Below are 24,107 nucleotides of genomic sequence, written 5' to 3'. Positions count from 1 at the left end.
CTCCGGGTTCGGCCCCCCATGTTAGCGGCTGGAGCCCGACGAGGGCGTCCGTTCCAGCAGCCAGAGATCGGCCGGGCCGCCATCGACGTTCAGTTTGGTGGCCAACTTTTGGCGCACGAGCTCGTCGAGCACGGGGCGTACGCGGTCATCGCCCCCTGCCATCGCGTCGTGGGAGAGGGCGACCAATTGAATGCCGTGGCTTCGAAGCAGGGCGCGGATAGCAGCGTCGTCGGCCAGCACGGCCGGGCGCGACCAGCCGATGGTCGCCAGAGACTCGTACCGCACGGGAAAATAACCCCCGTCCAGCACCGGCATGTCGCCGAGCATGCGCGTTCCCTTGGGCCAACGGCTCAAGGCGTCGGCGAGCGGTCCCATTCCGCTGATCCGAAAGCGCGACGCGGCAAGCGTCTGTAGCTCCGAAAAAGGTGTTCGATCGAACCGTGCATCGAGTCGACGGTTGCCCGGCATCCAATTGGCTGTGGTCAGCACCATGAAGAGGCAGAAGGCCACGATAGCCATCGCCCCGCCTGTCACCGGCTTCGATGTGAAGGGTGTCGGTGCGGTTCCGAAGATGCCGACCCATACTGCCACGTGCAACATCACGATCGGCACGATGAAGTAATTGCCGTCCGCACCATCGTTGCCGTACCGGTACGCGTAGAGCAGCACGTACATGGAAAAGCCGACGATCAACAGGAAGACGGTGACCGGCTTGAGCATCCAACGCCAGCCGCGTATTGCTATCGCCGCCACGAGCAGCGGGAGCCAGCCATTGCCCATCCAGAACAGCGCCTGGTGGATGTAGGAGGCGGGTCCGAACAGAGAGTCGATCAGGCCACCCGGAAAAGGCGTGCGGAAGGTGGGTACGTAACGGCCAATGTCGTCGTGCAAATGCCAGCCGAGCAAGGCTTGCAGGTCCAGCAGCACGTCGGGCGACACGAATGCGACGCCCGCTTGTTCGAAGGTGCGCAGGCAGACGAGACCTGCCGTTAGCAGGGCAAGAGCCATCGGAACGATGTCGCTACGCCACGCGCGTCGAACCGGCTGTGTCAACGCCGTGGCTAGCAGAAAAAGGAAAATGGCCGCTGCATAGGGGAGCACGGTCAAGCGAGCCAGTGGCGCAAGCACCACCGCGGCAACGCCAATGCCCAACCATCCTCGGCTTGCCGCGTCGTCTTTCAACTTGAGCCCCGCCAGTACGCCGAAGACGCACAGCCAAGCGGCAAGCAGTTCGCCCTTCGGTGTCGCCGCTGAAGCCGCTACGGCCGGCACGGCGCAGCAAAGCAGTGCGCCCAGCCACGCGTGACGGGTTGCTACGCCAAGATTCCCAAGCAGTTCTCGCACCGTCAGCGCGAGCAGCAGCCAGCAGACGAGGCTGAGTCCCGTGACAAGACTGGCGCTGCCCAAGCCGAGAAAAGGTGCCTGCAGCGCCTCGGCCAGCTTCGGGTAGAAGTGCACATGGGCAATGAGCCCCTGCGCGTCGAACAGGTTGCCTTCGCCGAACAGCATGCGGTCGGCGTTCAATCCATACCAGAGCGCATCGCTGTCGGCCGAGGCGGCCGCCTTGGCGCCCAGCATCAGCGTGATCGTGACGAAAGCGGCCAACAGCATCGCTCCGCCGTGCGTACCGGGTCGTTCCGGCAGTTCCCATGTCGAATGCCATCGCCATGCCGAAAAGACGAGGGCGGTACCGAGGATGACGATGGCGAGCGTGCGCAACGACGCGAGATCACCCCAACCGGCAAACGAAGCGAGCCAGATGATGGCCGACCACGTCAGGAGGCCAAGCAACGTGTGACGCAGGTGTAGCGTAAGCGTGTTGCCGTCTTGCAGGCCGAGGACCCGATTGCAGCATCGGCCAAGTCCGTGAATGCCTGCGAGGTAGGCGCCGAGCAGAACAAGCGTGATGTCGATCCCATGTCGGCGCGCATAGACCTCAGCGCACACTGCCGCTAGCCAGGCCCCGCCACGCGGCAGGCGAAGGCTTCCATACACCGTGCCGAACAGCAACAGGCATTCCGCCATGCTCTTCCACGCCAGCGAACGCGAGAGCTGGCGGACGAACGGACCGCTACCTTCGTACAGCGCGTGCCACGGTAACCAGATACATGCCGCGACCAGAACCCACCAACAAAGCCATCCCAGGCGAACGCGCATGCTTACAGGTTCTGATAATTAGGCCCAGACCCGCCTTCCGGCGTGACCCAGGTGATGATCTGGTACGGGTCCTTGATGTCGCACGTCTTGCAGTGCACGCAGTTCGCTGCGTTGATCTGCAGGCGGCGGCCTGCGTCGTCCTGCACGATCTCGTAGACGCCGGCCGGGCAGAAGCGCTGGCAGGGGTTGCCGTATTCGGTGGTGCAGCGGTCGACGCAGATGCTCGTGTCGAGCACCTTGAGGTGGACCGGCTGGTCCTCGTCGTGCTCGGTGGCGGCGAAGTAGACGCTGGCGAGACGGTCGCGCGGGGCGAGCGTGCGCTCGACGTAGTCTTTCTTCGGCGCTTCGTACTGGCCGAGCTTGTCCAGCGCGGACCAGTCGGCGTGGTTCTTGAGCGTCCACGGCGAGCGGCCGCCCGTGACGGTTTCCCACGCGGCGTTGATGAGTCCGCGCCACAGGCCCTTGTTGAACCCGGGGCGGATGTTGCGCACCTTCTTCAGTTCCGCCATGACCGCGGAGCCGCGCAGCACGCCATCCCAACCTGTCGGGTCGAGGCCGTTGCCGGCCAGATGTTCCGCCGCGAGCATAGCGGAGGCGATGGCCTGGTGGGTGCCCTTGATCTTGGGCACGTTGACCAGGCCCGCGGAGTCGCCGATGAGGATCGCACCGGGCATGTCCACCTTCGGCAACGACTGATAACCGCCTTCGATGATCGCGCGCGCGCCGCCCGAGACGATGGTGCCGCCGTCGAGCAGGCCTTTCACGTTGGGGTGGTGCTTGAACTGCTGGAACGCCTCGAACGGCGAGAAGTTCGGATCGGGATAGTCGAGGCCCACCACGAAACCCACGGCCACGCGGTCGTTGTCGAGGTGATAGAGGAAGCTGCCGCCGTAGATGTCGCTCGGCAGCGGCCAGCCCACCGTATGCACCACCTTGCCGGGCTCGCCACGGCCCGGCGGAAGCTGCCACAGCTCCTTGAGGCCGATGCCGTAGGTCTGCGGATCGCTGTTCGCATCGAGGTCGAACTGCTTGATGAGCGCCTTGCTGATGTGGCCGCGGCAACCTTCGGCCAGCACGGTGACCTTCGCGCGGATGTCGATGCCTTCGGTGTAGCCCGGCTTGTGGCTGCCATCGCGCGCGACGCCCATGTCGCCGATGCGTACGCCAGCGACCTTGCCGTCCTCGATCAGCGCTTCCGCGGCAGCGTAGCCGGGGAAGACATCGACGCCGAGCGCCTCGGCCTGCGGTGCCAACCATGCACACAGGGCGCCGAGACTGACGATGACGTTGCCGTGGTTGTTCATCTGCGGCGGCGTGAGCGGCATCTTGGTGCCGGACGCATGGTCGCGCAGCATCCAGAACTCGTCCTTGGTCACCGGCACGCAGACCGGCGGCGGATTGTCGCGCCAGTTAGGGAGCAGGCGGTCGAGCGGACCCGTCTCGATCACGGCGCCCGACAGGATCTGCGCCCCGATCGTCGAGGCCTTCTCGATCACGCAGACCGAGATCTCGGGATTGAGTTGTTTCGTGCGGATCGCGAACGCGAGACCGGCGGGGCCGGCCCCGACGACCACGAGGTCGTATTCCATGGTTTCGCGTTCGCTCATGGCTGGCTCACTCAAAGGCTGGCTGCGGAATCGGCCCGGTATTGTCCGGGTTCGCCGGTAGCGGGGCAAATGGGACGTTTGAAACGCGCGGAGTTGCACGATCTTCACGTATCCCGTTCATAATCACGCCAAGCACAAGGAGGGTTCATGAATACGATGCCGCCGGTCGCCGATGTCGATATGCGCCGCGCCACATTGCTGCAGATCCTGCATTGGCTGGCGATTGGACGGGTCCAGCCCCAGGCCCTGTCCGACGTCTATCAGGACGCCATCGAGCGCCTGAATCCCCGGCTCAACGCGTTCGTCGATTTCAGCGTCTCCCTCATCCAGGAGCAGGCGCTGGCGGCTGACCGCCGCCGTCGTGACGGCGTCATCGGTCGGCTGGACGGTATGCCGATCGCGATCAAGGACAACTTCGACGTGGCCGGCGTGCCCACGCGCGCCGGTATGCGGCGGCGCACCGTCGTGCCGGAGGAAGACGCTCACGTGGTGGCCCGGCTGCGCGCCTCGGGTGCCGTGCTGCTGGGCAAGACGAACATGGACGAGGGCGCGCTTGGCCTCGTCACCAACAATCCGTTTCATGGCGCAACGCACAATCCGCACCGGCTCGGTTACACCGCCGGAGGATCGTCGGGTGGCGCCGCTGCTGCCGTGGCGGCGGGCTTGGCCGTCGCCGCGATCGGCTCCGATACACTGGGCTCGATTCGCGTGCCGGCCAGCTATTGCGGCGTCTACGCGATCAAGCCCACCCATGGCGAGATCTCGGCGCGCGGTCTCGTTCCTGCGGCGCGCCGCCTCGATGCCGTGGGTCTGCTGGCGCGTGGCGTCGACGACCTTACGGTGCTCTTGCAGACCTTGGCGGGCTACGACGCCGACGATGCTCGCTCGCGCCGCCGCCGCGTGGCCTTCTCGCCACCGGACTGGGAACCGGGCAACCTGCGCGCCGGCTTCCTGCCGGACCTTGCGGCGGTCGGTGTGGAGCGCGACGTCATCGACGTGTTCGAGGACGCGCTGTCCAAATTGAAGGGTGAACTGGGCGAGCGGCGTACCGTCGACTTTTCCGACTGGGATTTCGCCCGCACCCGACGCGCCGGTCTCCTGCTGATGGAGGCCGAGATGCTCAACACGTTCGCCACGGAGCTGGCCGACGAGGCGTATCCGGTGTCGTCGGGTTTCCGCGACATGGTGGATTTCGCCGCACGCAAATCCGCCGCTGATTACGTCGCGGCCGATCTCGTGCTGGATGCCGCCACGCTCAAGATGCGCCGCCTCTTCGCGCAGGTGGACGTGCTCGTACTGCCGACCACGCCGCAGGGTGCGTTCCCGCTCGATGGCCCGGTGCCATCGTCGCAAGCGGATCTGTGCAGCTTCGCCAGCCTGGCCGGTTGTCCTGCTGTGAGCATCCCCATGGGTACGTTGCCCAACGGGATGCCGATCGGTCTCCAACTGGTCGGTGCGCGTGGCTCGGATCTGCGCCTGCTCGAACTTGCCGGCGTCTGCGCTTCCTCGCTGGATGCGGAACCGGCCTACCCGGTGGAGCCCCACTGAGCGGCATCTGGTCCCGCATCGATCTTCCCGGCGCCGATGTTACTGTCGCGCCGGGATGGCTGGAGCGCGAAGAGGCGGATGAACTGCTGGCGCGACTCACCGACGAGCTTCCCTGGGAAGTCCATCGCATCCGGATGTTCGGCCGCGTCGTCGATTCTCCGCGTCTCAGTGCGTGGATCGGCGATGCGGATGCTACCTATCGTTATTCGGGCACGCGGTTCGTCCCGCATCCCTGGAGCCCATCGTTACAGGCGCTGCGCGATCGGGTCGCCGAGGCGTGTGGCGCTCGCTTCAACAGCGTGCTCGCCAATCTGTATCGCAGCGGTGGCGACCGCATGGGTTGGCACAGCGATGACGAGCCGGAACTCGGTCCCGAACCGTTGATCGCATCGCTGAGCCTGGGTGCAGAGCGGACTTTCCGCTTTCGCGCGAAAGCCGGTGGCGAGGCCGTCGCCGTGGAACTGGGTCATGGCAGCCTGCTGCGTATGGCGGGCGCCACGCAGCGGTTGTACAAGCACGAGCTTCCGGCGCGGGCGCGTATCGCCGCGCCGCGCATCAACCTGACGTTTCGCCTGATAGGCGCATGATGGCAGCGCGCCGTTAGCGCGCAGGTACGCTGTCCATCGTCCAGCGGACGACGTCGCCGGATACCTTGTCCATGGCGCGGCCGAACGCTTCCACCACTTTCGGCACCTCCTTGCCATCGACGGGCTCACGCACTTCGAAGCGTCGGCTGCCCACGATCTGGTGCTTGCGGGTTGCCGCGAGCACAGCGTCGTAACGCACGACGACTTCCGGTTTGCCGTTCGTGTATTCGGTCTGGAACGCGCTGAGGCTGCCACCGAGTTCGTAGTCGGCGGCGAGGTTGCTGTCGTCGGTGCTGATGGCGGGCACGCGCCCACCGTCGCGGAACGCATCGGCAAGGCGTTCGCGGAACAACTTCGGCGCGCTGTCGGCCCAGCGTGCGCCGGCATAGACGGTGATGGTGTTGGCCTCGGGGACCACGGCGATGCGCGAGTTGTCGAGCGCGCGTGGTGCGTTCGGGGTGGCGACACGCAGCGCCCAAGGGACCGGGCTGGCTGCTGCCGGTCGCGCGCCTGGCGCGGCAGGCAACGTGTAGATATGGGGTGACTCCGCCTTAGGCAGGATCGAGCATGCCGTCAGCAGCGCAAGAATCAGCGGGGCGGCGAGGCGGGCACGGCTCATGGGGTGAACTCCTTGGTCTTCTCTCGGCCGAACAGGTAGCCGCTGGGGTTCTCGTCGAGGCGACGGGTGATGGAGCGCAACGAACCGAGCGTGTCGCGCAATTCGTGTAGTGCCGGAGCCAGCTCGCCGAGGCTGGCGGCGCCGCCATTGATCGCATCGCTGTTGTCGTTGAGCAGCCGGTCGATCGATGCCATCGAATGTTCGAGCGAGGCCATGGCGCGCTGCGCGCTTTCCAGGGTGGCCTTGCCCTGGCCTTCGACCAGACCGTTGGCGTTGTGCACCAGTGAGCGACTTTCGGCGAGCGTATCGTTCGCCTGCTGTGTGGCTGCGGCCAGTTGCTTGATGAGCGCGCGGATGTCCTCGCGCTCGTCGGCGATCACCCCTGTGGTCTTGTCCAGGTGATCCAGCGTGCGCTCGATACGGTGCACGTTTTCCTTTGACAGGAGTTCGCTGGCGCGGGCGGCGGCCTGATTGATGTTGGTGATGAGATCCTCGCCGTTGGCAAGGATGCGCGCGAAGGGCGACGGGTCGGCGATGATCACCGGTACCTCGCCGTCGTGCCCCACCAACGTCGGGCTGCCCGGCGAACCGCCGGACAACTGGATGATCGCTACGCCGGTCACGCCGGTGAGGGCGAGCTTGGCGTGGGTGTCCTTGCGCAGCGGTGTATCGCCCTCGACGCGGATGCGTGCGAGTACGCGGCGCGGGTCGTCGGGATCGAGTCGCAGCTGCATCACGTCGCCCAGGCGGATGCCGTTGTACTGCACGGCGCCGCCGCGCGACAGGCCGGTCACGGCTTCATTGAACACGATGTCGTAGTAATTCCATTCCTGGTCCGAATGCGCCTTGGCGAGCCAGACGCCGAAGCCGAGGCCGAAGAGAACGACCAGGACAGTGAACAGTCCGATGAGGACGTGGTGGGCCCGGGTTTCCATGGTTCAGTCCTTGCCTTTGTGTGCTGCGCGGCCGCGCGGGCCGTTGAAATATGCCTGGACCCAGGCATCGTCGGTGCGTGCCACCTCGTCGATGGGTGCTGCGGCGAGCACGCGACGCTGAGAGAGTACGGCCACGCGATCGCAGGTCGTATACAAGGTGTCGAGATCGTGGGTGACGAGGAACACGGTCAGTCCGAGCGCGTTGCGCAGGGTGACGATCAAGCTGTCGAAGGCCGCGGCGCTGATCGGATCAAGGCCGGCGGTGGGTTCGTCGAGGAAGAGGATTTCCGGATCCAGCGCCAGTGCACGGGCCAGCGCAGCGCGCTTGATCATGCCGCCGGAGAGCTGCGCGGGATACTTGCGTCCTGCGTCGACGGGCAGCCCGGCCAGCGCCAGCTTTACGCCCGCCAGCCGTTGCGCATCCACGCGCGGCAGGCCGGCGTGCTCGACCAGCGGAAGCGCCACGTTCTCGGCCACAGTCAGCGAGGAGAACAGGGCGCCACTCTGGAACAGCACACCGAATCGCCGTTCCACCTGCGAGCGGCGTTCGTCGGACAGGGCCAGCAGGTTCTCCCCGAACACGCGCACTTCGCCGGCCACCGGTCGCACCAGGCCGACGATGGTCCGCAGCAGCACCGATTTACCCGTACCCGATCCGCCGACGATACCGAGGATTTCGCCGCGGTAGACGTCGAGGTCCAGGTGCTCGTGTACGGTCTGCGCACCGAAGCGGTTGAGCAGGCCGCGCACTTCGATCACGGTCTCGCGAGACGGTTTCGGAAGCATCTGTGCGTTCACCAGCCCATCTCCATATAGAAGAGGGCGGCCAGCGCATCCAGCAGGATCACCACGAAGATCGACTGCACCACGGCCGAGGTGGTGTGCTCGCCCACGGACTGCGCGCTGCCGGAGACCTTGAAGCCTTCCATGCAGCCGATCACGGCGATCATGAAGGCGAACACGGGGGCCTTGGCGATACCGACCAGGAACTGGGTCAGCGAAATGTCCGCCTGGAACATCGTCAGGAACATCGATGGCGACATCTTCAATACGGCGAGACACACGACACCGCCGCCGACCACGCCCGCCACCATGGAAATAAAAGTGAGCAGGGGCAGCGACACCAGCAAGGCAAGCACGCGCGGCAGGACCAGCAGTTCCACCGGATCGAGCCCCAACGTGCGAATCGCGTCGATTTCCTCGCGGGCCTTCATCGAACCGATTTGCGCGGTGAATGCACTCGCGGTGCGGCCCGCGAGGAGGATGGCCGTGAGCAGCACGCCGAACTCGCGGAGGAAGGCGTAGCCGATCAGGTCCACGGTGAACAGGCTGGCGCCGTAGCTCGCAAGCGCCGTCGAACCGAGGAAGGCCACCACGCAACCGACCATGAAGGACAGCAGCGCCAGGATCGGCACGGCGTCGAGGCCGGTCTGTTCGATGTGCGAGACCAGCGAGGTGACCCGCCAGCGGCGTGGCCGCCAGATCGTGGCGAGAAAGCCCTGGAGCGTGATGCCGATGAAGGCGAGCAGCTTGGCGGTCTGCTTCCAGAAGCCGGACATCGCCTTGCCGATGCGCTCCAGCATGACGACGAAGCCGGCATCGCGCGGTCGAGTGATGCCCGTGCAATAGGTGTCGATCGCGTCGCCGACCGTTTTCAGGAGGGCGCGACGTTCGGGGGGCAGCACCTCTTCCTGGGCCAGCGCCTGCGTGCGAGCGCTGCCCAGCAGTTCGGCAATGATGAAGGCGCCCGATGTGTCCATGGCCCCCAGTCCGTGGATGTCGATCGTGGCGTGGCTGTCGATCGACCCGGCCAGTTCCGTCGCGCGCCGGTGCAGGTCGCTGTAGTGGGGGAGCGTCCAGTCGCCGGAAAGGATGAGCCGGGGTCCGCCCGCCTCGCGGGTGAGCGTCACCGAGCCGGGGAAGGATGCCGTTGCCATGAGCGAAGGCTAGCAGGACTCGGTGGTGCCTTGGGGGATGCGGTGCGGTGCACGATTGGCCTTCCGGGCCCGGCGGGCCGATAATGCCGGGCTGATCCCGCCGCCATTCTCCTTCAAGGTACGACGATGACCGACAAGACCGAACTCAACGCCACCCACCGCGAACTCGGTGCCCGCATGGTCGACTTCGGCGGCTGGGACATGCCCATCGCCTACGGGTCGCAGATCGAAGAGCATCACGCCGTACGCAAGGATGCCGGCATGTTCGACGTGTCGCACATGACGGTCGTGGATATTGTCGGTGAGCGTACTCGGGAGTTCCTGCGCAAGCTGGTGGCGAACAATGTCGACAAGCTCGCCAAGTCCGGCAAGGCGCTCTACACCTGCATGCTCGACGAGAACGGTGGGGTGATCGATGACCTCATCGTTTACTTCCTGCGCGAGGACTTCTTCCGCCTCGTGGTGAATGCTGCCACTCGCGCAAAGGATCTGGCCTGGATCGAGAAGCAGGCGGCCGCCTTCGGTGTCGCCGTCCGCGAGCGCAGCGAGTTCGGCATGATCGCCGTGCAGGGCCCCAACGCCCGCGAGAAGCTGATCGGCTTGCTGCCGGAGGATGTGCGCGCGAAGGCGAGCAAGCTCGGCAAGTTCGCTGCCATCGAGATCGAAGGCCCGGAGGGCATGCCGTTGTTCCTTGCGCGGACCGGTTACACCGGCGAAGACGGTTTCGAGGTCGTGGTGCCCAACACGCGCGTCGTCGAGTTGTGGAATCGCCTCCGCGAGGCGGGCGTGGCTCCGGCGGGTCTGGGCGCGCGCGACACCCTGCGCCTCGAGGCCGGCATGAATCTGTATGGCCAGGACATGGATGAGAGCGTCACGCCCTGGGAGGCGGCGCTCGCGTGGACGGTGTCGCTGGACGAGGGCCGCGACTTCATCGGCCGTGCGGCGCTGGAGAAGCAGAAGGCTGCCGGCGTGCCGCGCGTCATGGTGGGACTGGTGATGGACGACAAGGGCGTGCTGCGCCACGGGCAGAAGGTGCTCACCGCTGCCGGTGACGGTGAGATCCTGTCCGGCGGTTTCGCCCCTACGCTCGGCAAGTCCATCGCATTTGCACGCGTGCCTGCTGGCGAGCTGGGACATGTTCGCGTCGATATCCGCGGCCGTGAAGTGCCGGTGCGCGTCGTGACGTTCCCCTTCGTGCGTGACGGCCGTCCGATGCCTGGCATCGTCGGCTGATCGACACTCTCTATATATAGCGAAAGCGAAGGGCGGCCGAGGCCGCCCTTCGTATGAGAGATCAAGGGGTCTTGTTCACCGTCTCCTTGAACACGCGGTTCTTCACCTGATAGGGCTTGAGCACCATCTTCGCCCAGCCACGTGCCCCCACCAAGGGGGCATCGTGCGTGCCGTAGTTGCCGCCACGCTCGATCACATAGAACGAATCGATGTAGTCGGCATCGTTCTGGAACCACTTGGAGTCCATCGCGTCGAGCACCTTGCTCGCGATCTTGGACACGCCGGAGATCACGAGCGCCTGGGGTGCCGTCGGCGAGACCAGCAGGGAGACGTCGCCCACCGCACTGGTGACGGCCGATGCCAGGTTCTTGAAGTTCGTGTCGCCGTCGTCCTCGAAGAGCTGCACGTTCACGTAGCTCGGGCCGAAGTCCTTCCAGTTGATCAGGTCCATGCCAGGCCTGTACCAGAACTTGTCATGGTCCAGCCATGGCATGTCCTTGGTGATGACCTGCACCTTGCCCTCGGGGCTGATGCCGGTAATCACAGCGAAGATCTCGGCGTCGAACGCGGTGTTCGGCTCGCGGTCGTCGGCCAGCCAGATCTCGGAGAGGATGGTCAGCTCTTCCGTCTCCGGCACGGCAAGGTTCTCCACGGACGGGGGAGCGAAGCGGGAGAGGGTCGTCGGAGCGAGGCGCGAGACATCCCGCGCGGAAGAACGCAAGGAAGAACGCAGCGCGGAGCGAGACATCGGTTGCGTCCGGGGCGTCTGCGCGCCCTCGCGGCGAAGCGCCTCGTTCATCACCTGCATGCCAGCCTGCGTGCTGCGAGTCGAATCCGACTCGACGAGCAGCATCGGAACGCCTGGGGCCTGATCGGCCGAAAACTGCTGTTTCTCTCCCGACGGGCCGTAGGCGACCAGTTGCTTGGTCCCGGTGGCCTGATCCTTCACCACGGTGCCGACCCAGGTGCCATGAACGTTGGCAGCCGAATCCTGCGCGCTGCCGCCGAGCACGCGGAGATCGATCACGTTGTCGATGGCGCCATCCAGACCGCGCAAGTGGATGGCCTGACGTTCGAGGTCGCGGAGTTCGTCCACGACGCCCTGGTTACGTGCGGTGGCGTCGGCGGCGTACTGGCGCACCACGTCGGCGAGCGCTGCCTTGTTCTTGCTCAGCTTGTCCTGCACGGCCGCTTCAAAGGCGGGGTCGTTCACGAGAGTGGCGATACTGCGGGCGACCTGGTCGCGAACGTCGCTCACGGATGTGGCTTCGGTGGCCATCAGCGGCGAGGAGAAGGTGAACGCCAACGCAGCGCTGAGGAGCGAGACTTTGAGAGTCCGTTTCATGGGAGGTTCCTTGTCGAGGGAGAGATTCCGGCGTGACCTCGTAGGGGGAAGGTGTCGGCCGGCGCGGCACCGAGATGCGGCCCGCGATAACAAATTAGTCGTGCGAGTCGGCGCCGCGCTGTCAGGCGCCGCGCAGGTCGGTGTCGGTGCTCGCCGGGATCGGAGTCAGGTATCGCTGAGGAGGGTCGGGCGCATCACGTCGGTTGCCGCTTCCCGGAAACCTCCATACCGGTACAATTGCCCGTCCCATCAGCGCACCTGTCCCGAGCTAACGAGGCTTATCCCATGAGTGAAATCCCAGGCGATCTGAAATTCTTGAAGTCCCACGAGTGGGTGCGCGTGTCCGACGACCACGACTCCGGCGACGGTGGTGTCATCGTTACGGTGGGCATTTCCGACCACGCGCAGAGCGCGCTGGGCGACCTGGTCTACGTCGAGCTGCCGGAAGTCGGCAGTACGGTGACCGCAGGAAATGGTGTCGCGGTGGTCGAGTCGGTCAAGGCGGCGTCCGACATCTACGCCCCGATCTCTGGCAAGGTCGTCGCGGTCAATGAGGCTCTGAGCGACAAGCCGGAAACGATCAACGAGGATGCCTTCGGCGACGGTTGGATCTTCAAGTTGAAACCCGAGGACACGAGCGAACTCGACCAGTTGCTCACGCCGGACGAGTATCAGGAACTGATCGAAAACGAAGATCGCTGAGACCAAGCGGCAGCTTCGATTGGATGCCGGTCGACTTCGACCGGCATTTTTTTGTCCCGAAGAGGGGGCGGCGGAAATTTTTTTTTGCGGCCGGTTGAACTTCGTTCATCCCCGAGATCGACCCCGTCGGACACGCTCGGAGCAACTTTGGCGCGCGGAGGCTTTGCGCGTCTTTCGCTTGAGACATTTTGCAGCACACGCAAGAAATGCCTTTATTTAAGTAGTTTGCTGAACTCTTTTTCTGACGCAGTGTGTTTTGTTTCGGCAGTCTAAATACGAAACGCATTCTTCGGGTCGCTTGCGGCGGGCTCGGATCATGCCTCTCGAGGTGCCGTCATGGCGGCGCAAGGCCTTCAATTTAGAGCCAAAATTTATTGACAGCGGAAATGTTCAGGAATAGCTTTTGCGTCAATTGACGGGGAACCGGAAATGGAAACAGGAAAATTCATCAGGCCGTATGTGGAGCATGGTTCGAAAGCGGGTTCGGTTCGCAAGATCACAGTATCGATTCCGCTGCATGTTCTCCGCCTACTTTCCGATGAACGTACTCGCCGCCAGGTGAACAATTTAAGGCACGCAACGAACAGCGATCTGCTGGTTGAAGCGTTCCTTCACGCTTTTACTGGGCAACCACTGCCAACTGATGAGGAGCTGAGACGAACCATGGCCACTGCCAAGAAAGCCACTGCCAAGAAATCCGCCGCCAAGAAGGCGACGAAGAAGTCGACCGTGAAGAAGACCGCCGCGCGCAAGTCGCCGGCAAAGAAGGCCTCGACCCGTAAGGTCGCGACCAAGAAGGCTGCGACCCGCAAGTCGCCGGCCAAGAAGGCTGCTGCAAAGAAGGTCGCCCGCAAGGCGCCTGCTCGCAAGGTCGCCGCCAAGAAGGCGGTGAAGAAGGCCGTCAAGAAGGCCACCGCCAAGAAGGCTACGCGCAAGGCTTCGCCGCGCAAGGCCGCTTCGAAGAAGGTTGCCGCCACCAAGGTGGCTCGCGCAACCAAGGCCGCCAAGGCCAAGTAAGCGTTACGACTCAATAAGAAAGTACGTTTTGCGAATTAGCTCCCCGCGGTGCCCAGCGCGGGGAGTCACTTCGAGACTTGACCCCGGCCTGGCCGGGGTCGTTCGTTTCTGGCGTCCGGAAAAGCTCCTAGGCCAGCGAACTGGATTCACGCGGCCATTACGGTTACCTTGTCGCCACATCGCGCTGCGAAAGACGGGGGGTCTTTCGCGTCAAGCCATCAGGGGGCGCGCGCTTTGCGGAGTCCGGTACCAACCGCCATGGATAACCGTTATCGCTTCCTTGCGCGCCGCCGTATGCGTGGCGCCGTCAATCCTGTGACCCTTGCCGTCGTCGTCATCGTCGTCGCGCTCGCCGTCGCAGCCTGGTTCCTCATCATCAAGCCCTACCGCGACGCCGCTGAAGCGGCGACACCCGCGTCGGCAGCCACGCAGAAGAGCGTCGCGAAGCGCGAAGCGCCTCCGGCCGACGTCGATTCGCTCAGCGTCGACCAGCTGCTCTCCGAGGCGCGAACCGCGATGAACGAGCAGCGCCTCGTGGCCCCGGCGGGCAACAACGCGTTCGAGTTCTACATGAAGGTGCTGCAGAAGCAGCCGGGTAATCCCGTCGCGGCGGACGCATTGCGCGAGACCTTCTCCTACGGCGCCGCGGCGACCGAGCAGACGATCAACCAGCGCGACTTCAACGAAGCGCAGCGCGAGATCGATCTGCTGGCAAAAGCGGACCCCGAAAACTACACGTTGACGATCCTGCGCTCGAAGCTCGATGCCCAGCGCAAGACACTCGACCGCGAACAGCAGCAGGCAGTGGACGCACAGAAGGCGCAGCAGCTCGCGCAGCAGAATGCCGCGGCAGCGGCGAAGCAACAGGCGGAACAGGCTGCCGCGGCGGAAGCGCAGCGCCAGCAGGCCGCGCGCGAACAGGCGTCGCGTGTGGCAGCCCAGCAGTCCCCGGCGGCGAATGCCGCACGCCCTGCTGCAACGCCGACGCCGAAGCCCACGGCGGCGGACGCCGAGCCCATCAGCGATGCGGTGCTCGTCCGCCAGGTCAGCCCGCGCTACCCGACCGCGGCGATGCGTGCCAACCAGGAAGGTTGGGTGGACGTCGAATTCTCGGTGAGCGCCGATGGTTCGGTGAGCAATGTCACGGTCGTCGATTCGCAGCCCAAGCACGTGTTCGACCGTTCGGCGATCGATGCGGTCAGCCGCTGGGAGTACAAACCGGCCACCCGCAATGGCGAGCCGATGACCGTGACGCTGCGGCGTCGCCTGCAGTTCAACCTCGGCCGCTAACGAAGACGGCCTCCTGCGTGTGCAGGAGGCCGTTTCTCTTTTCGTCCCTGGTGTCGTCATGGCGTCCGCAGCGGCGAGCCATCGGATTTGCTTCGCCCGTTGCCTCGGCGTGGCGTGCATGCGTCGCCGGGCTGCGACGTGAGCTGAGAAGCCAGAAGGTGGTGCGTCAGCTTCCGGCTTTCTTCTTTTTCTTTGGGGTCGTCTTGGTCTTCGTCGGGGCGGCCTTTTTCGTTGCCGCGGCCTTGGCTTTGGCCTTCGGTGCGGCGGCCGGCGCCGCATGCACCGGGCCCTCGACGCCGGCCCAATCCACGTGCGGCAGCCCCAGGAGGCTGTCGAACACCATGGGCATCAGGCCCGCGGGGACGGGACCCGCCGCGTTCCACATCGTAACGACACCCGCGTGGTACTTCGGGAAGAACCCGATCATGGTGCGGTAACCCGATACGGCGCCCGCGTGATAGATCAGGTCCTCGTTGGCGTACTTGAACACGCGCCAGCCGAGGGCGTAATGGGCGTCGGTAACGCGCGCGCGGCGCCACGGCAGCGAGCGCTCCTCGGAAGGTGTCGGCACCTCCGGGGCGTGCAGGACATCCAGCAGCGGCGTGGGCAGGACGTCGGGGCGACCGCCCATCTGCGCCATCAACCACTGCTCCATGTCGCGCAGGCTGGCGTTGACGCCCGCGGCGGGGGCCACGCGGTAATAGCTGTCGTTGGGCTCGTAGGGAATCCAGTTGTGCGGACCGCCGCGGTGAGGACGGGCCCAGCTCTTGCTCGCTTCAAGGGCGTCGCGACCGTAGCTGGCGGTGGTCATGCCGAGCGGCGTGAAGATGCGACGCTCCACCTGGCGAAAGAAATAATCGCCGGTCTGCGCGTAGATCACGTCGCCGATCATGCTGAAGGCGACGTTCTGGTAGCCGTAGCATTCGCCGACCTTGCAGGAGAGGTCCACTTCGTCCAGCTTGCGCACCAGCTCCTCGTAGGGAGCATCCGCTTCGAGCGCGGAGTCGTAAGTGTTGCGCGGAAGGCCGAGGCGCTGGCCCAGGATGTCGCGCACCGTCGCCTGCTGCGCGGCCTGCATGTCCTTGAGCTTGAAGTAGGGAATGGTATCGATGAGCTTGGTGTCCCAGCTCAGGAACCCGGCTCGCACCAGGACGGCCGTGACGCCGGTGGCGAACGCCTTCGACAACGACGCCAGACGAAACACGGTGTCGGGCGTGGCCGGCTCCTTGGTCTTCGCATTGGCGTAGCCGATGGCGCGCTCGTAGACGACCTTGTCGTCGACGATGACGGCGGTCACGATGGCGGGCGCGGCATCCCTCGCCTCCGCCTCATCGAGCCAGCGCTTGTAGTTCTCGACGGTCTCTTTCACCCGTTCCGGCGGCAGCTTTACCGCTTCCGGGTCCGCGTGAACGACGGGCGGTTTGGGCGGTGGTGCGGCGAGGGCGGAGGGAGCGGCAACGGCGCAGGCAAGCGCACAGGCGAGCAGGGATGCGGAACGGAACGACATGCTTATCTCGCGCGATCGAGGCGTGGGGGGCACGCCGCGGATTCAGGTATGCCGGGACGCCCCGGGCATGGTCCAAGGCATTGTCTTTTACTTCCTCGTCCGCGACAACGGAAGCTTCTTGACGACCCTGAACGAAAGGCGCTCATGCTAGGCTTGCCCCCGCCTCCACCGGACATGCCGGCTATCGTGAACGCTCGTCCGCACGCCGCACGGGGAACCACCCTCGCGCTCTGCGTCATCGCCTTCTTCCTGGTGCTGACGTCCTATTACGTCCTCCGGCCCGTGCGCGACCAGCTCGTCGGCGCGGCGGGCTCCGCATCGCTCGCAACCTTCTACGCCATCGTCTTCGTCGTGATGCTGGCGCTGACGCCGGTGTTCGGTTGGCTGGTGTCGCACTTCCCGCGTCGGCGGGTGTTGCTGGGCAGTTACCTTTTCTTCGTCGTGTGCCTGGTGGCTTTCGTGCCCGCCTTCGTTGCGCAGGATCGGATCGGAGCGGCGGTGCTGGGTAACGTCTTCTTCGTCTGGGTGAGCGTGTTCAACCTGTTCGTGGTGTCGCTGTTCTGGAGCGTGATGGCGGACGTGTTCTCCAACGTGGAGGCGCGCCTGGTATTTCCATTCATTGCCTTTGGCGGCATGGCCGGGGCGCTGGTGGGCCCGTTGCTCACCCGCACGCTCGTCGTGCGCCTGGGCGTCCCGTCCATGCTCGTGGTCTCGGCGGTCACCTTGTTGCTCGCGCTCGGCGCCTTGCTCGCGGCGACGCGTCATGCGCATGGCAACGATCACAGCGATGGCGCTCCGATGGGCGGTTCCATCATCGAGGGAGCCAAGGCGGCATTTGCGCAGCCCTTCCTGCGCTATATGGGCTTGCTGATGCTGTTGAGCGACGGCATCGCCACGATGGCCTACGCCCTCATGGCCGATTACACCAAGGCCCACTTCGCGGACAATGCGGCTCGCACTGCGTTCTATGCGGACCTCGACCTCTGGATCAACGGGCTCGGCGCGCTGCTGCAGCTCACGCTCACGCCGCTGATCCTGCGTAGTCTGGGCACCGCGTGGGCCCTTGTGCTGCCTTCGCTGGTGAACCTTTGCCTCTTGGGGTGGCTGGCGCTGCACGGACCCACGGACGCGATGCTGTTCGGCGTGGCCGTGCCCTTGATAGCGATCGTGCAGGTGGGTACGCGCGGCCTGACCTACGGCATGGCCAAGCCTGCCTCGGATGCGCTGTATACGCGCATGCCGCGCGAGGCGCGTTACAAGGGCAAGAATTTCATCGAGACCACCGTGTGGCGATTCGGCGACCTGCTCGTTACCAGCGGGTTGAACGGCCTGCGTGCCGCGGGCGTCGGAATCGCCGGCATCGGTCTCATCTGCGCAGGGCTGGCCGCCGTGGCCACCGAGGTGGCACGGCGCGCAGCGACCTCGCCCGATCTGGCGCCGGAGTCGAAGATTCGCGACGACGCCTAGCCGACGATATAGCTCTCGAGCTGGCTGATCGTTTCCCGCTGCTCGGAGATGGTCGCCTTGACCAGATCGCCGATGGATACCATGCCCACCACGCGCCCGTCGTCCAGAACGGGCAGGTGGCGCAGGCGACCGTCGGTGCAAAGACGCATGCAGTCGTCCACGCTGACGTCGAGACCGACGGTCACGACGCTCGGCGTCATGATGTCGCCGACCAGGGTGTCGCGGGAGGAGCGGTCCTTGAGGATGACCTTGCGCGCGTAGTCGCGCTCGGAAAGGATGCCCACGAGCTGATCCCCCTTGATGACCGCCAGTGCGCCGACGTTCTTCTCGGCCATCTGCTGGATGGCCTCGTAGACCGATGCATCGGGCGCCACGGCGTATACGGCGCTGCCCTTGCCTGCCAGAAGATGCTTGACCTGCTGCATGCTCGACTCCCGGTGATGGCGCGGCCGGTGGCCGCCTTGGCCGAGTTTACCGCCGAGGCGCGGTGTCCTGGGTAACGTTCAGGTGAAAGGCGGCCGACCGCCGTGGCGCGATTCCACGTAATAGAGCGGGCGTCGCTTCGCTTCCGAATAGGTGCGACCCACGTATTCGCCGATGACCCCGAGCGCAAGCAACTGCGCCCCGCCCAGGAACAGGATCACCACCATGAGGGTGGGGTAGCCGCGCACCGGATCGCCCCAGATCAGCGCCTTCAGCAGCACCCACAAGCCGTACAGAAAGGCGAGGCCGGCGGCGGAGACGCCGAGCCATGTCGCTACCCGCAGCGGCGCGGTCGAGAACGAGGTGATGCCTTCCACCGCAAGATTCGTCAGCCGCCAGTAATTCCATTTCGTGCGGCCCGCATGGCGGGCATCGCGGTGGTAGACGACCGATGTCTGCCGATAGCCGATCCAGGCGAACAGGCCTTTCATGAAACGCTGGCGTTCGCGGAGTTCGCGCAATGCCTCCACCGCGCGGCGCGAAAGCAGCCGGAAGTCGCCCGTGTCGCGCGGCAGCGGCGTGTCCGACAGGCGCTCCATGACACGGTAGAAGGCGGCCGAGGTGAAACGCTTGGTGCGGGTTTCGCCATCGCGCTCGCCGCGGGTGGCGTAGACGACGTCGTTGCCGTCCTGCCATCGGGCGATGAGTTCCGGAATGAGTTCGGGTGGGTCTTGCAGGTCCGCGTCGATGATGACCACCGCATCGGCGTCCACTTCGTCGAAGCCGGCCGTCATGGCCGCCTCCTTGCCGAAATTGCGCGAAAGGCGCAGCGCCTGCACGCGCGGATCGGCGTCGGCGAGGCTGCGCAGCCGTTGCCATGTGTCGTCGCTGCTGCCGTCGTCCACGTAGATGATCTGTGAGACGGCGTCGATCCCGTCGAGCACGGCGCCGAGCCGGGCATGGAAATCGACGAGCACTTCCGCTTCGTTATAGGCGGGAACGATGACGGCGAAGGAGAAGGGCATGGCGGTTCTCAGCGAGTGCGGCCGGACACGGGCGCAGGACGGGTGAGATAGGCGGGCCCGCCGAGCTGGCCGATCTGCTGCGTGATCCACGCGGTACGGCGCTGGACGTAGGCGCTGGGGGCATCGACGCGGAAACGCTGCGGGTTGGGCAGTACGGCCGCCAGGCGTGCCGCCTGGGTGACGCCGAGGCGATCGGGCGTGGTGTGGAAGAAGACGTCGCTCGCTGCGCCGACACCGTAGACGCCGTCGCCGAACTCCGCGATGTTCACGTAGACCTCGAGAATGCGCTGCTTCGGCCACAGCGCCTCGATCAGCACGGTGAAGTACGCTTCCAGGCCCTTACGCACGAAGCTGCGACCGTTCCAGAGGAACAGGTTCTTCGCCACCTGTTGGCTGATCGTGCTCGCGCCGCGCAGGCGCTTGCCTTCGTCCGCCGCATCGATGGCATCCTGGATGGCATCGACGTCGAATCCGTGATGAAACGGAAATTTTTGGTCTTCGGCCGCGACCATCGCAATGCCCACCTGCGGCGAAATCCGATCCCAAGGCACCCACCGGTGGCGAAGCGTGAAATCCTTCTCGCCGCTCGTCAGCGCTTCCAGGCGGCGCTCCATTATCGTGGCGCTGGTCCAGGGCGGTACGAAGCGCAGCACCATCACGATGGCGCACGAGAGCGCCAGCCAGGCGACGACGACAAGGCCGAGCAGGCGGGCGATCCGGCGTAGAGGTGAGCGAGGCGTCGGACTCATGGCGGCGCGATGACGAAGGATGGCGCAGTATACGGGCGTGGACTTGTCGGTGCCCCCGCGCGCCCCCATTTTTCGTCGGATTACCAGGAGGCCGCCGTGACTGATTCGATCGTCGATACCCTTGCGTCCGAGGACGTGCTCCATCGCTTCATGCTGGAGAAGGCTGGCGTGCGCGGCGTTCTCGTGCGCCTCGGTGCGAGCTGGCACGAAATTGCCTCTCGCGCCGATTACCCGTCCCGCTTGCGCGACACGCTCGGACAGGCGGTGGCCGCGAGCGCCTTGCTCACGGGCAACATCAAGTTCGAGGGCTCCTTGTCGCTGGAATTCAAGAGCCAGGGTCCGCTGCATCTGCTGTTTACCGAATGCACCGACAAGGGGCGCCTGCGTGGTCTTGCGCGCTATGACGCACAGGCGCTGCCGGCGAGTGTAGATCTGGGGCGGCTTCCGGAGGCCATGCTGGCCATCACCATCGGTCACGCCGAGCGCGGGCGCTACCAGGGTGTGGTGGAGTTGGACGAGAACACCTCGATCGGTGAAGCGCTGGAGAATTACTTCGAGCGTTCCGAGCAGCTGCCTGCGCGCATCCTGCTGGCGGCGGACGGCAAGCATGCCGTTGGCCTCATGCTGCAGCCGATACCCGGCGAGGGTGGTCACAGCGCCGCCGACGATGACGATGCGTGGGCGCGGGTCGGCCACCTCACGGCAACCCTGAGCGCCAGCGAGATGCTCGCCACCCGGCCGGAGGAGCTGCTCTACCGGCTTTATCACGAGGAGACAGTGCGTCTCTACGATCCGAAGCCCCTGGCATTCGGTTGCACCTGTTCCCAGGAGCGGGTCGAAGGAATGCTGCGCGCGCTCGGTCGCGACGAAGTGGAAGCGACGCTGGTCGATCGTGGTGGCGAGATCGAGGTGATCTGCGAATTCTGCGCCACGCGTTACCTGTTCGACCGCGTGGATGCGGAGCGGCTGCTTACCCAGGTCGAGACGCCGCCGTCCCCGTCGACGTTGCAATAGTGACGCAAGAAGATTGCCGCGTCAGGCCACTGGCGCGGCGATCAGGCGTGAAGGGATAGCGGCGAACCCAGCCATTTGCTTGCGGGCGCTGGCTGGGCGAACAGGAAACCCTGTCCGAAACGACAGCCGATACGGCGCAGCACGCGCATCTGCGCTTCGGTCTCGATGCCTTCGGCGATCACCTGCATGCGCAGCGAATCGGCCAGCGCCTGGATGGCCCGGACCACGGCGGTGCTGTGCGCCTCGCTGTCCTCCACGGGTAGCTCGACGACGAACGAACGATCGATCTTCAAGGTCTCGATCGGATACTGGTGCAGGTAACTGAGCGACGAGTAACCGGTGCCGAAGTCGTCCAGCGCGATGCCTACGCCGTGATCGCGGAGATTTTCCAGAATCCGCTTCACTTGCGCGGGATTCTCGAGCAGCGCGCGCTCGGTCACCTCGACGCGTATGGACCGTGCTGGCACGTTGTGCTGGGCCAGTAGGTCGAGCAGGCGTTGGTCGAGATCCGGCGAGCGGAAGTGGCTGCCCGAGACGTTGATGCTAATGAAGCCTTCGTCGCCCACAAGCGCGCGTGCCTGACGTGCCACCTGCTCGAAGATCTGCCAATCGATGGCTTCCGAACATCCGGTGTCTTCCGCCACGGCGAGAAAATCTCCCGGCGGCAGGATGCCGCGCTCCGGATGACGCCAGCGCAGCAGCGCCTCGTAGCCAACGACGCGGAGTTGTTCCAGGTCCACGATCGGCTGGAAGAACGGTACGAATTCGTTACGCGTGAGGGCGCGTCGCAGGTCGCCTTCCAGCTCCAGCAAGGAAAGCGCTTCACGTCGAAGGCGGTCGTCGAAGACGGCCGCGCGGTGGCGACCTTCGTCCTTGGCGCGATACATCGCCGAATCGGCGTCGCGAAGCAGCTCCTCGGGACGCGTGTATTCGGAGGTGGGCAGGGCGATGCCGATCGATGCGGAGGTGAAGATTTCCTTCGCACCCAGGCGGAATGGCGTCTGCAACTGAGCGATGATGCGTTCGGCGATATGCGTCGCGGCGTGCGGATCGACGATGCCCTCGACCAGCACGGCGAATTCGTCACCGCCAAGGCGGGCCACCACGTCACGCGTCTTCAAGCACGCGCGAATGCGTCCGCCGACCTGGAAGAGGAGGTCGTCGCCCACGAGGTGGCCGACCGAATCGTTGATGACCTTGAATCGGTCTAGATCGATGAACAGCACCGCGAAGAGCTCTGCCGGATTTTCGCGATAGTGGTTCAACGCCTGTTCCAGGCGTTGCAACAGCAACGTGCGATTGGGCAGGCCGGTGAGCGAGTCGTGCAGTGTTTCGTACTTGAGCCGGCGTTCGACGCGCTCGCGTTCGGCGATCTGCTCGCGCAGGTCGCGGTTGGCCAGCGCCAGGGCGCGTGTGCGTTCGGTGACGCGGCGTTCGAGGCTGGCGTACGCCTGTTTCAACGACTCGGTGGTGTACTTGCGCTGCAATGCGTTCGCGATGTGGTAGCTGACGAAGGTCAGCAACTCCTGGTCGCGTGCGCTGTAGGTATGTTCCGGCGTGTAGCTCTGCACGGCCAGCACGCCCATCGACTTCTCGTTCCAGATGAGCGGCACACCGAGCCAGTGCAGGGATCGCGAACCACTCGCGGTGAGCACCTGGTCACGGTTGAGTCGGTCGATCTCTTCGCGGTCGGCGAGCAAGGCCTTGCCGTTGCGCAGTACGTACTCGGTGAGGCCACGACCCAACTCGCGCGGCTCGCGCACGCCGTCGAGTTCATCGACCGAATAAGGAAAGGTCAGCTTGTTCTGGTCTTCCGAAAGCAGGGCAATGTAGAAATTGCGCGCGTATAGCAGGCCGCCGATGACCCGGTGCACGGCGGCGTAGAAATTCTCGATGCTGTCCGACGTGTTCGCCAGCTCCGCGATGCGGAACAGCGCCGCCTGAAGGCGCTCGCCACGCTGGCGCTGCAGCACTTGCTGTCGCAACACGCGGTTCGCTTCGCGCAGCGCGGCCGTGCGTGTGGTGACGCGGCGTTCCAGTTCCTCGTGTGCCTGGCGTCGTTCCAGCGCCGTCTGCACATGCTGGGCCACGTAAGTCAGCAGATCCCGGTCGTTCTCGGAAAAATGCGTATCCGCTCGATAGCTCTGCACTACCAGGGCGCCGACCACGTCCTCGCCGCGTTTCATCGGCACGCCGAGCCAGTCGTCGCTCGGCGGCCCAATGGGAACGCGCGGACCCGGCAGATTCTTTTCCAGCTCGGTGCTCGCGCCCATCATGGCGCGCCCGCTCTGCAATACGTGCCAGGTAAGTGTGTTCTCGATGGCCTCGATGGGCCGGATGCCTTCCGGATCGGGGATGTCCTTGTCTTCCGTGTCCACGAAATAGGGGAAGCGCACCGTACGATTCTGCGCATCGTAGAGAACGATGAAGAAGTTCTCGGCATACATGAGGCTGCCCACGATGGCGTGGAGTGCGCTCATCATGTCTTTCATGTTGTGCTCGGCGCCGGCCTGCTCCGCGATCGCGTAAAGCGCGCGTTGCAGGCGTTCGGCCAGGGCGAGGCGCGAGATGGCTTCGTAAAGATTGGCGGTTTCCGCCAGTTGGCGCAGTCGCACAGACGCCAGGCGTCCCAGCCAGCCGAGCATGTCGGACCATGTGACGAGGTCGGTGTCGCTGGCCACGGCGTCGAGTACCCGCTCGTTCTGCGGATCGACGGCCAACTCGAATACTCGGGCCTTGTCCACCGGGGAAATCCCATCGGTGCGCCAGACGATGCCGGCATCCGACGACAGGCATCGGACGAAGGCCTCGCACTCCGTTCTGACCGCCTCCGCATCGCCCGCGCGCAGCAGCCGCTCGACGGCCGCATGCAACGGCTCGACCTCGCCGCGACCGGGCGCCTGAAGAGTCGGGCTTTGGGATGGAGCGATAGTCATCGCCTGACG

20 protein-coding genes are annotated in these 24,107 nt (G+C 65.1%); 8 read left to right on the top strand and 12 right to left on the bottom strand.

The genetic code is table 11. The features are described 5' to 3' along the window. Positions 1-21: 21 nt before the first annotated feature. Entirely contained in the window at positions 22-2,157 is a 2,136-nt protein-coding gene (locus tag BT115_RS07850; RefSeq protein ID WP_072321894.1) for a hypothetical protein, read from the bottom strand. Between the two features lie 2 nt (positions 2,158-2,159). Further along, on the bottom strand, positions 2,160-3,764 hold the full coding sequence (locus BT115_RS07845) for an electron transfer flavoprotein-ubiquinone oxidoreductase (protein WP_072321893.1): 1,605 nt from the start codon (positions 3,762-3,764) through the stop codon (positions 2,160-2,162). Positions 3,765-3,911: 147 nt separating this feature from the next. On the opposite strand from BT115_RS07845, the gene BT115_RS07840 reads away from it, so the two are divergent. After that, a complete protein-coding gene (locus BT115_RS07840; protein WP_072321892.1) occupies positions 3,912-5,312 on the top strand; it encodes an amidase in 1,401 nt (466 codons plus the stop codon). Continuing rightward, positions 5,309-5,899 (top strand): alpha-ketoglutarate-dependent dioxygenase AlkB family protein, encoded by a 591-nt coding sequence (locus BT115_RS07835; protein ID WP_083527390.1) that lies wholly within the window; start codon positions 5,309-5,311, stop codon positions 5,897-5,899. The genes BT115_RS07840 and BT115_RS07835 overlap by 4 nt, the downstream gene beginning before the upstream one ends. Positions 5,900-5,912: 13 nt before the next feature. Here the strand turns inward: BT115_RS07835 and BT115_RS07830 are convergent, their stop codons facing one another. Genes BT115_RS07830 through BT115_RS07815 form a run of 4 tightly spaced genes read right to left on the bottom strand, consistent with a single transcriptional unit; the run spans position 5,913 to position 9,390 of the window. Next, positions 5,913-6,518, bottom strand: a complete 606-nt coding sequence (locus BT115_RS07830) for an ABC-type transport auxiliary lipoprotein family protein (RefSeq protein ID WP_072321891.1) — start codon at positions 6,516-6,518, stop codon at positions 5,913-5,915. Beyond that, complete coding sequence (locus BT115_RS07825) at positions 6,515-7,453, bottom strand: MlaD family protein (protein WP_072321890.1); 939 nt, start codon at positions 7,451-7,453, stop codon at positions 6,515-6,517. Before BT115_RS07825 ends, BT115_RS07830 begins: the two co-directional genes overlap by 4 nt. A gap of 3 nt (positions 7,454-7,456) precedes the next feature. Further along, on the bottom strand, positions 7,457-8,239 hold the full coding sequence (locus tag BT115_RS07820; protein WP_072322316.1) for an ABC transporter ATP-binding protein: 783 nt from the start codon (positions 8,237-8,239) through the stop codon (positions 7,457-7,459). Between the two features lie 8 nt (positions 8,240-8,247). After that, positions 8,248-9,390: an MlaE family ABC transporter permease gene (locus BT115_RS07815; RefSeq protein ID WP_072321889.1), complete on the bottom strand. Its 1,143-nt coding sequence runs from the start codon at positions 9,388-9,390 to the stop codon at positions 8,248-8,250. Between the two features lie 126 nt (positions 9,391-9,516). Here BT115_RS07815 and gcvT point away from each other — a divergent pair, with 126 nt between their 5' ends. Then, on the top strand, positions 9,517-10,623 hold the full coding sequence (gene gcvT / locus BT115_RS07810; RefSeq protein WP_072321888.1) for a glycine cleavage system aminomethyltransferase GcvT: 1,107 nt from the start codon (positions 9,517-9,519) through the stop codon (positions 10,621-10,623). 61 nt (positions 10,624-10,684) lie between these two features. Here the strand turns inward: gcvT and BT115_RS07805 are convergent, their stop codons facing one another. Further along, positions 10,685-11,968, bottom strand: coding sequence for a DUF3103 family protein (locus tag BT115_RS07805; RefSeq protein WP_072321887.1), 1,284 nt, complete (start codon positions 11,966-11,968; stop codon positions 10,685-10,687). 285 nt (positions 11,969-12,253) lie between these two features. Here BT115_RS07805 and gcvH point away from each other — a divergent pair, with 285 nt between their 5' ends. The 3 genes from gcvH (at position 12,254) to BT115_RS07790 (ending at position 14,977) form a co-directional block, all read left to right on the top strand. Then, complete coding sequence (gcvH, locus tag BT115_RS07800; RefSeq protein ID WP_072321886.1) at positions 12,254-12,670, top strand: glycine cleavage system protein GcvH; 417 nt, start codon at positions 12,254-12,256, stop codon at positions 12,668-12,670. Positions 12,671-13,099: 429 nt separating this feature from the next. After that, positions 13,100-13,687 (top strand): met regulon transcriptional regulator MetJ, encoded by a 588-nt coding sequence (gene metJ / locus BT115_RS19075; RefSeq protein ID WP_072321885.1) that lies wholly within the window; start codon positions 13,100-13,102, stop codon positions 13,685-13,687. 258 nt (positions 13,688-13,945) lie between these two features. Then, positions 13,946-14,977: an energy transducer TonB gene (locus BT115_RS07790; protein WP_072321884.1), complete on the top strand. Its 1,032-nt coding sequence runs from the start codon at positions 13,946-13,948 to the stop codon at positions 14,975-14,977. Positions 14,978-15,143: 166 nt separating this feature from the next. Here BT115_RS07790 and BT115_RS07785 read toward each other — a convergent pair whose 3' ends face one another. Further along, on the bottom strand, positions 15,144-16,484 hold the full coding sequence (locus BT115_RS07785; protein ID WP_072321883.1) for a serine hydrolase domain-containing protein: 1,341 nt from the start codon (positions 16,482-16,484) through the stop codon (positions 15,144-15,146). 186 nt (positions 16,485-16,670) lie between these two features. Between BT115_RS07785 and BT115_RS07780 the strand changes: the two genes are divergently transcribed. Next, positions 16,671-17,951: an NTP/NDP exchange transporter gene (locus BT115_RS07780; protein ID WP_255369368.1), complete on the top strand. Its 1,281-nt coding sequence runs from the start codon at positions 16,671-16,673 to the stop codon at positions 17,949-17,951. Here BT115_RS07780 and BT115_RS07775 read toward each other — a convergent pair. The 3 genes from BT115_RS07775 to mtgA form a co-directional block, all read right to left on the bottom strand. Further along, on the bottom strand, positions 17,948-18,376 hold the full coding sequence (locus tag BT115_RS07775) for a CBS domain-containing protein (protein ID WP_072321882.1): 429 nt from the start codon (positions 18,374-18,376) through the stop codon (positions 17,948-17,950). The two genes, BT115_RS07780 and BT115_RS07775, sit on opposite strands and share 4 nt — an antisense overlap. Positions 18,377-18,454: 78 nt before the next feature. Continuing rightward, positions 18,455-19,399 (bottom strand): glycosyltransferase family 2 protein, encoded by a 945-nt coding sequence (locus BT115_RS07770; RefSeq protein ID WP_072321881.1) that lies wholly within the window; start codon positions 19,397-19,399, stop codon positions 18,455-18,457. Between the two features lie 8 nt (positions 19,400-19,407). Next, complete coding sequence (gene mtgA / locus BT115_RS07765) at positions 19,408-20,148, bottom strand: monofunctional biosynthetic peptidoglycan transglycosylase (RefSeq protein ID WP_072322314.1); 741 nt, start codon at positions 20,146-20,148, stop codon at positions 19,408-19,410. Between the two features lie 96 nt (positions 20,149-20,244). Between mtgA and BT115_RS07760 the strand changes: the two genes are divergently transcribed. Beyond that, positions 20,245-21,162, top strand: a complete 918-nt coding sequence (locus tag BT115_RS07760) for an Hsp33 family molecular chaperone HslO (RefSeq protein WP_255369367.1) — start codon at positions 20,245-20,247, stop codon at positions 21,160-21,162. Positions 21,163-21,203: 41 nt separating this feature from the next. On the opposite strand, the gene BT115_RS07755 is transcribed toward BT115_RS07760, so the two are convergent. After that, positions 21,204-24,098, bottom strand: a complete 2,895-nt coding sequence (locus tag BT115_RS07755) for a bifunctional diguanylate cyclase/phosphodiesterase (RefSeq protein WP_072321880.1) — start codon at positions 24,096-24,098, stop codon at positions 21,204-21,206. Positions 24,099-24,107 lie beyond the last annotated feature (9 nt).

This window comes from Luteibacter sp. UNCMF366Tsu5.1, assembly GCF_900119235.1.
Taxonomy (GTDB): Bacteria; Pseudomonadota; Gammaproteobacteria; order Xanthomonadales; family Rhodanobacteraceae; genus Luteibacter; species Luteibacter flocculans.
This window is presented reverse-complemented; position numbering and strand designations above follow the sequence as displayed.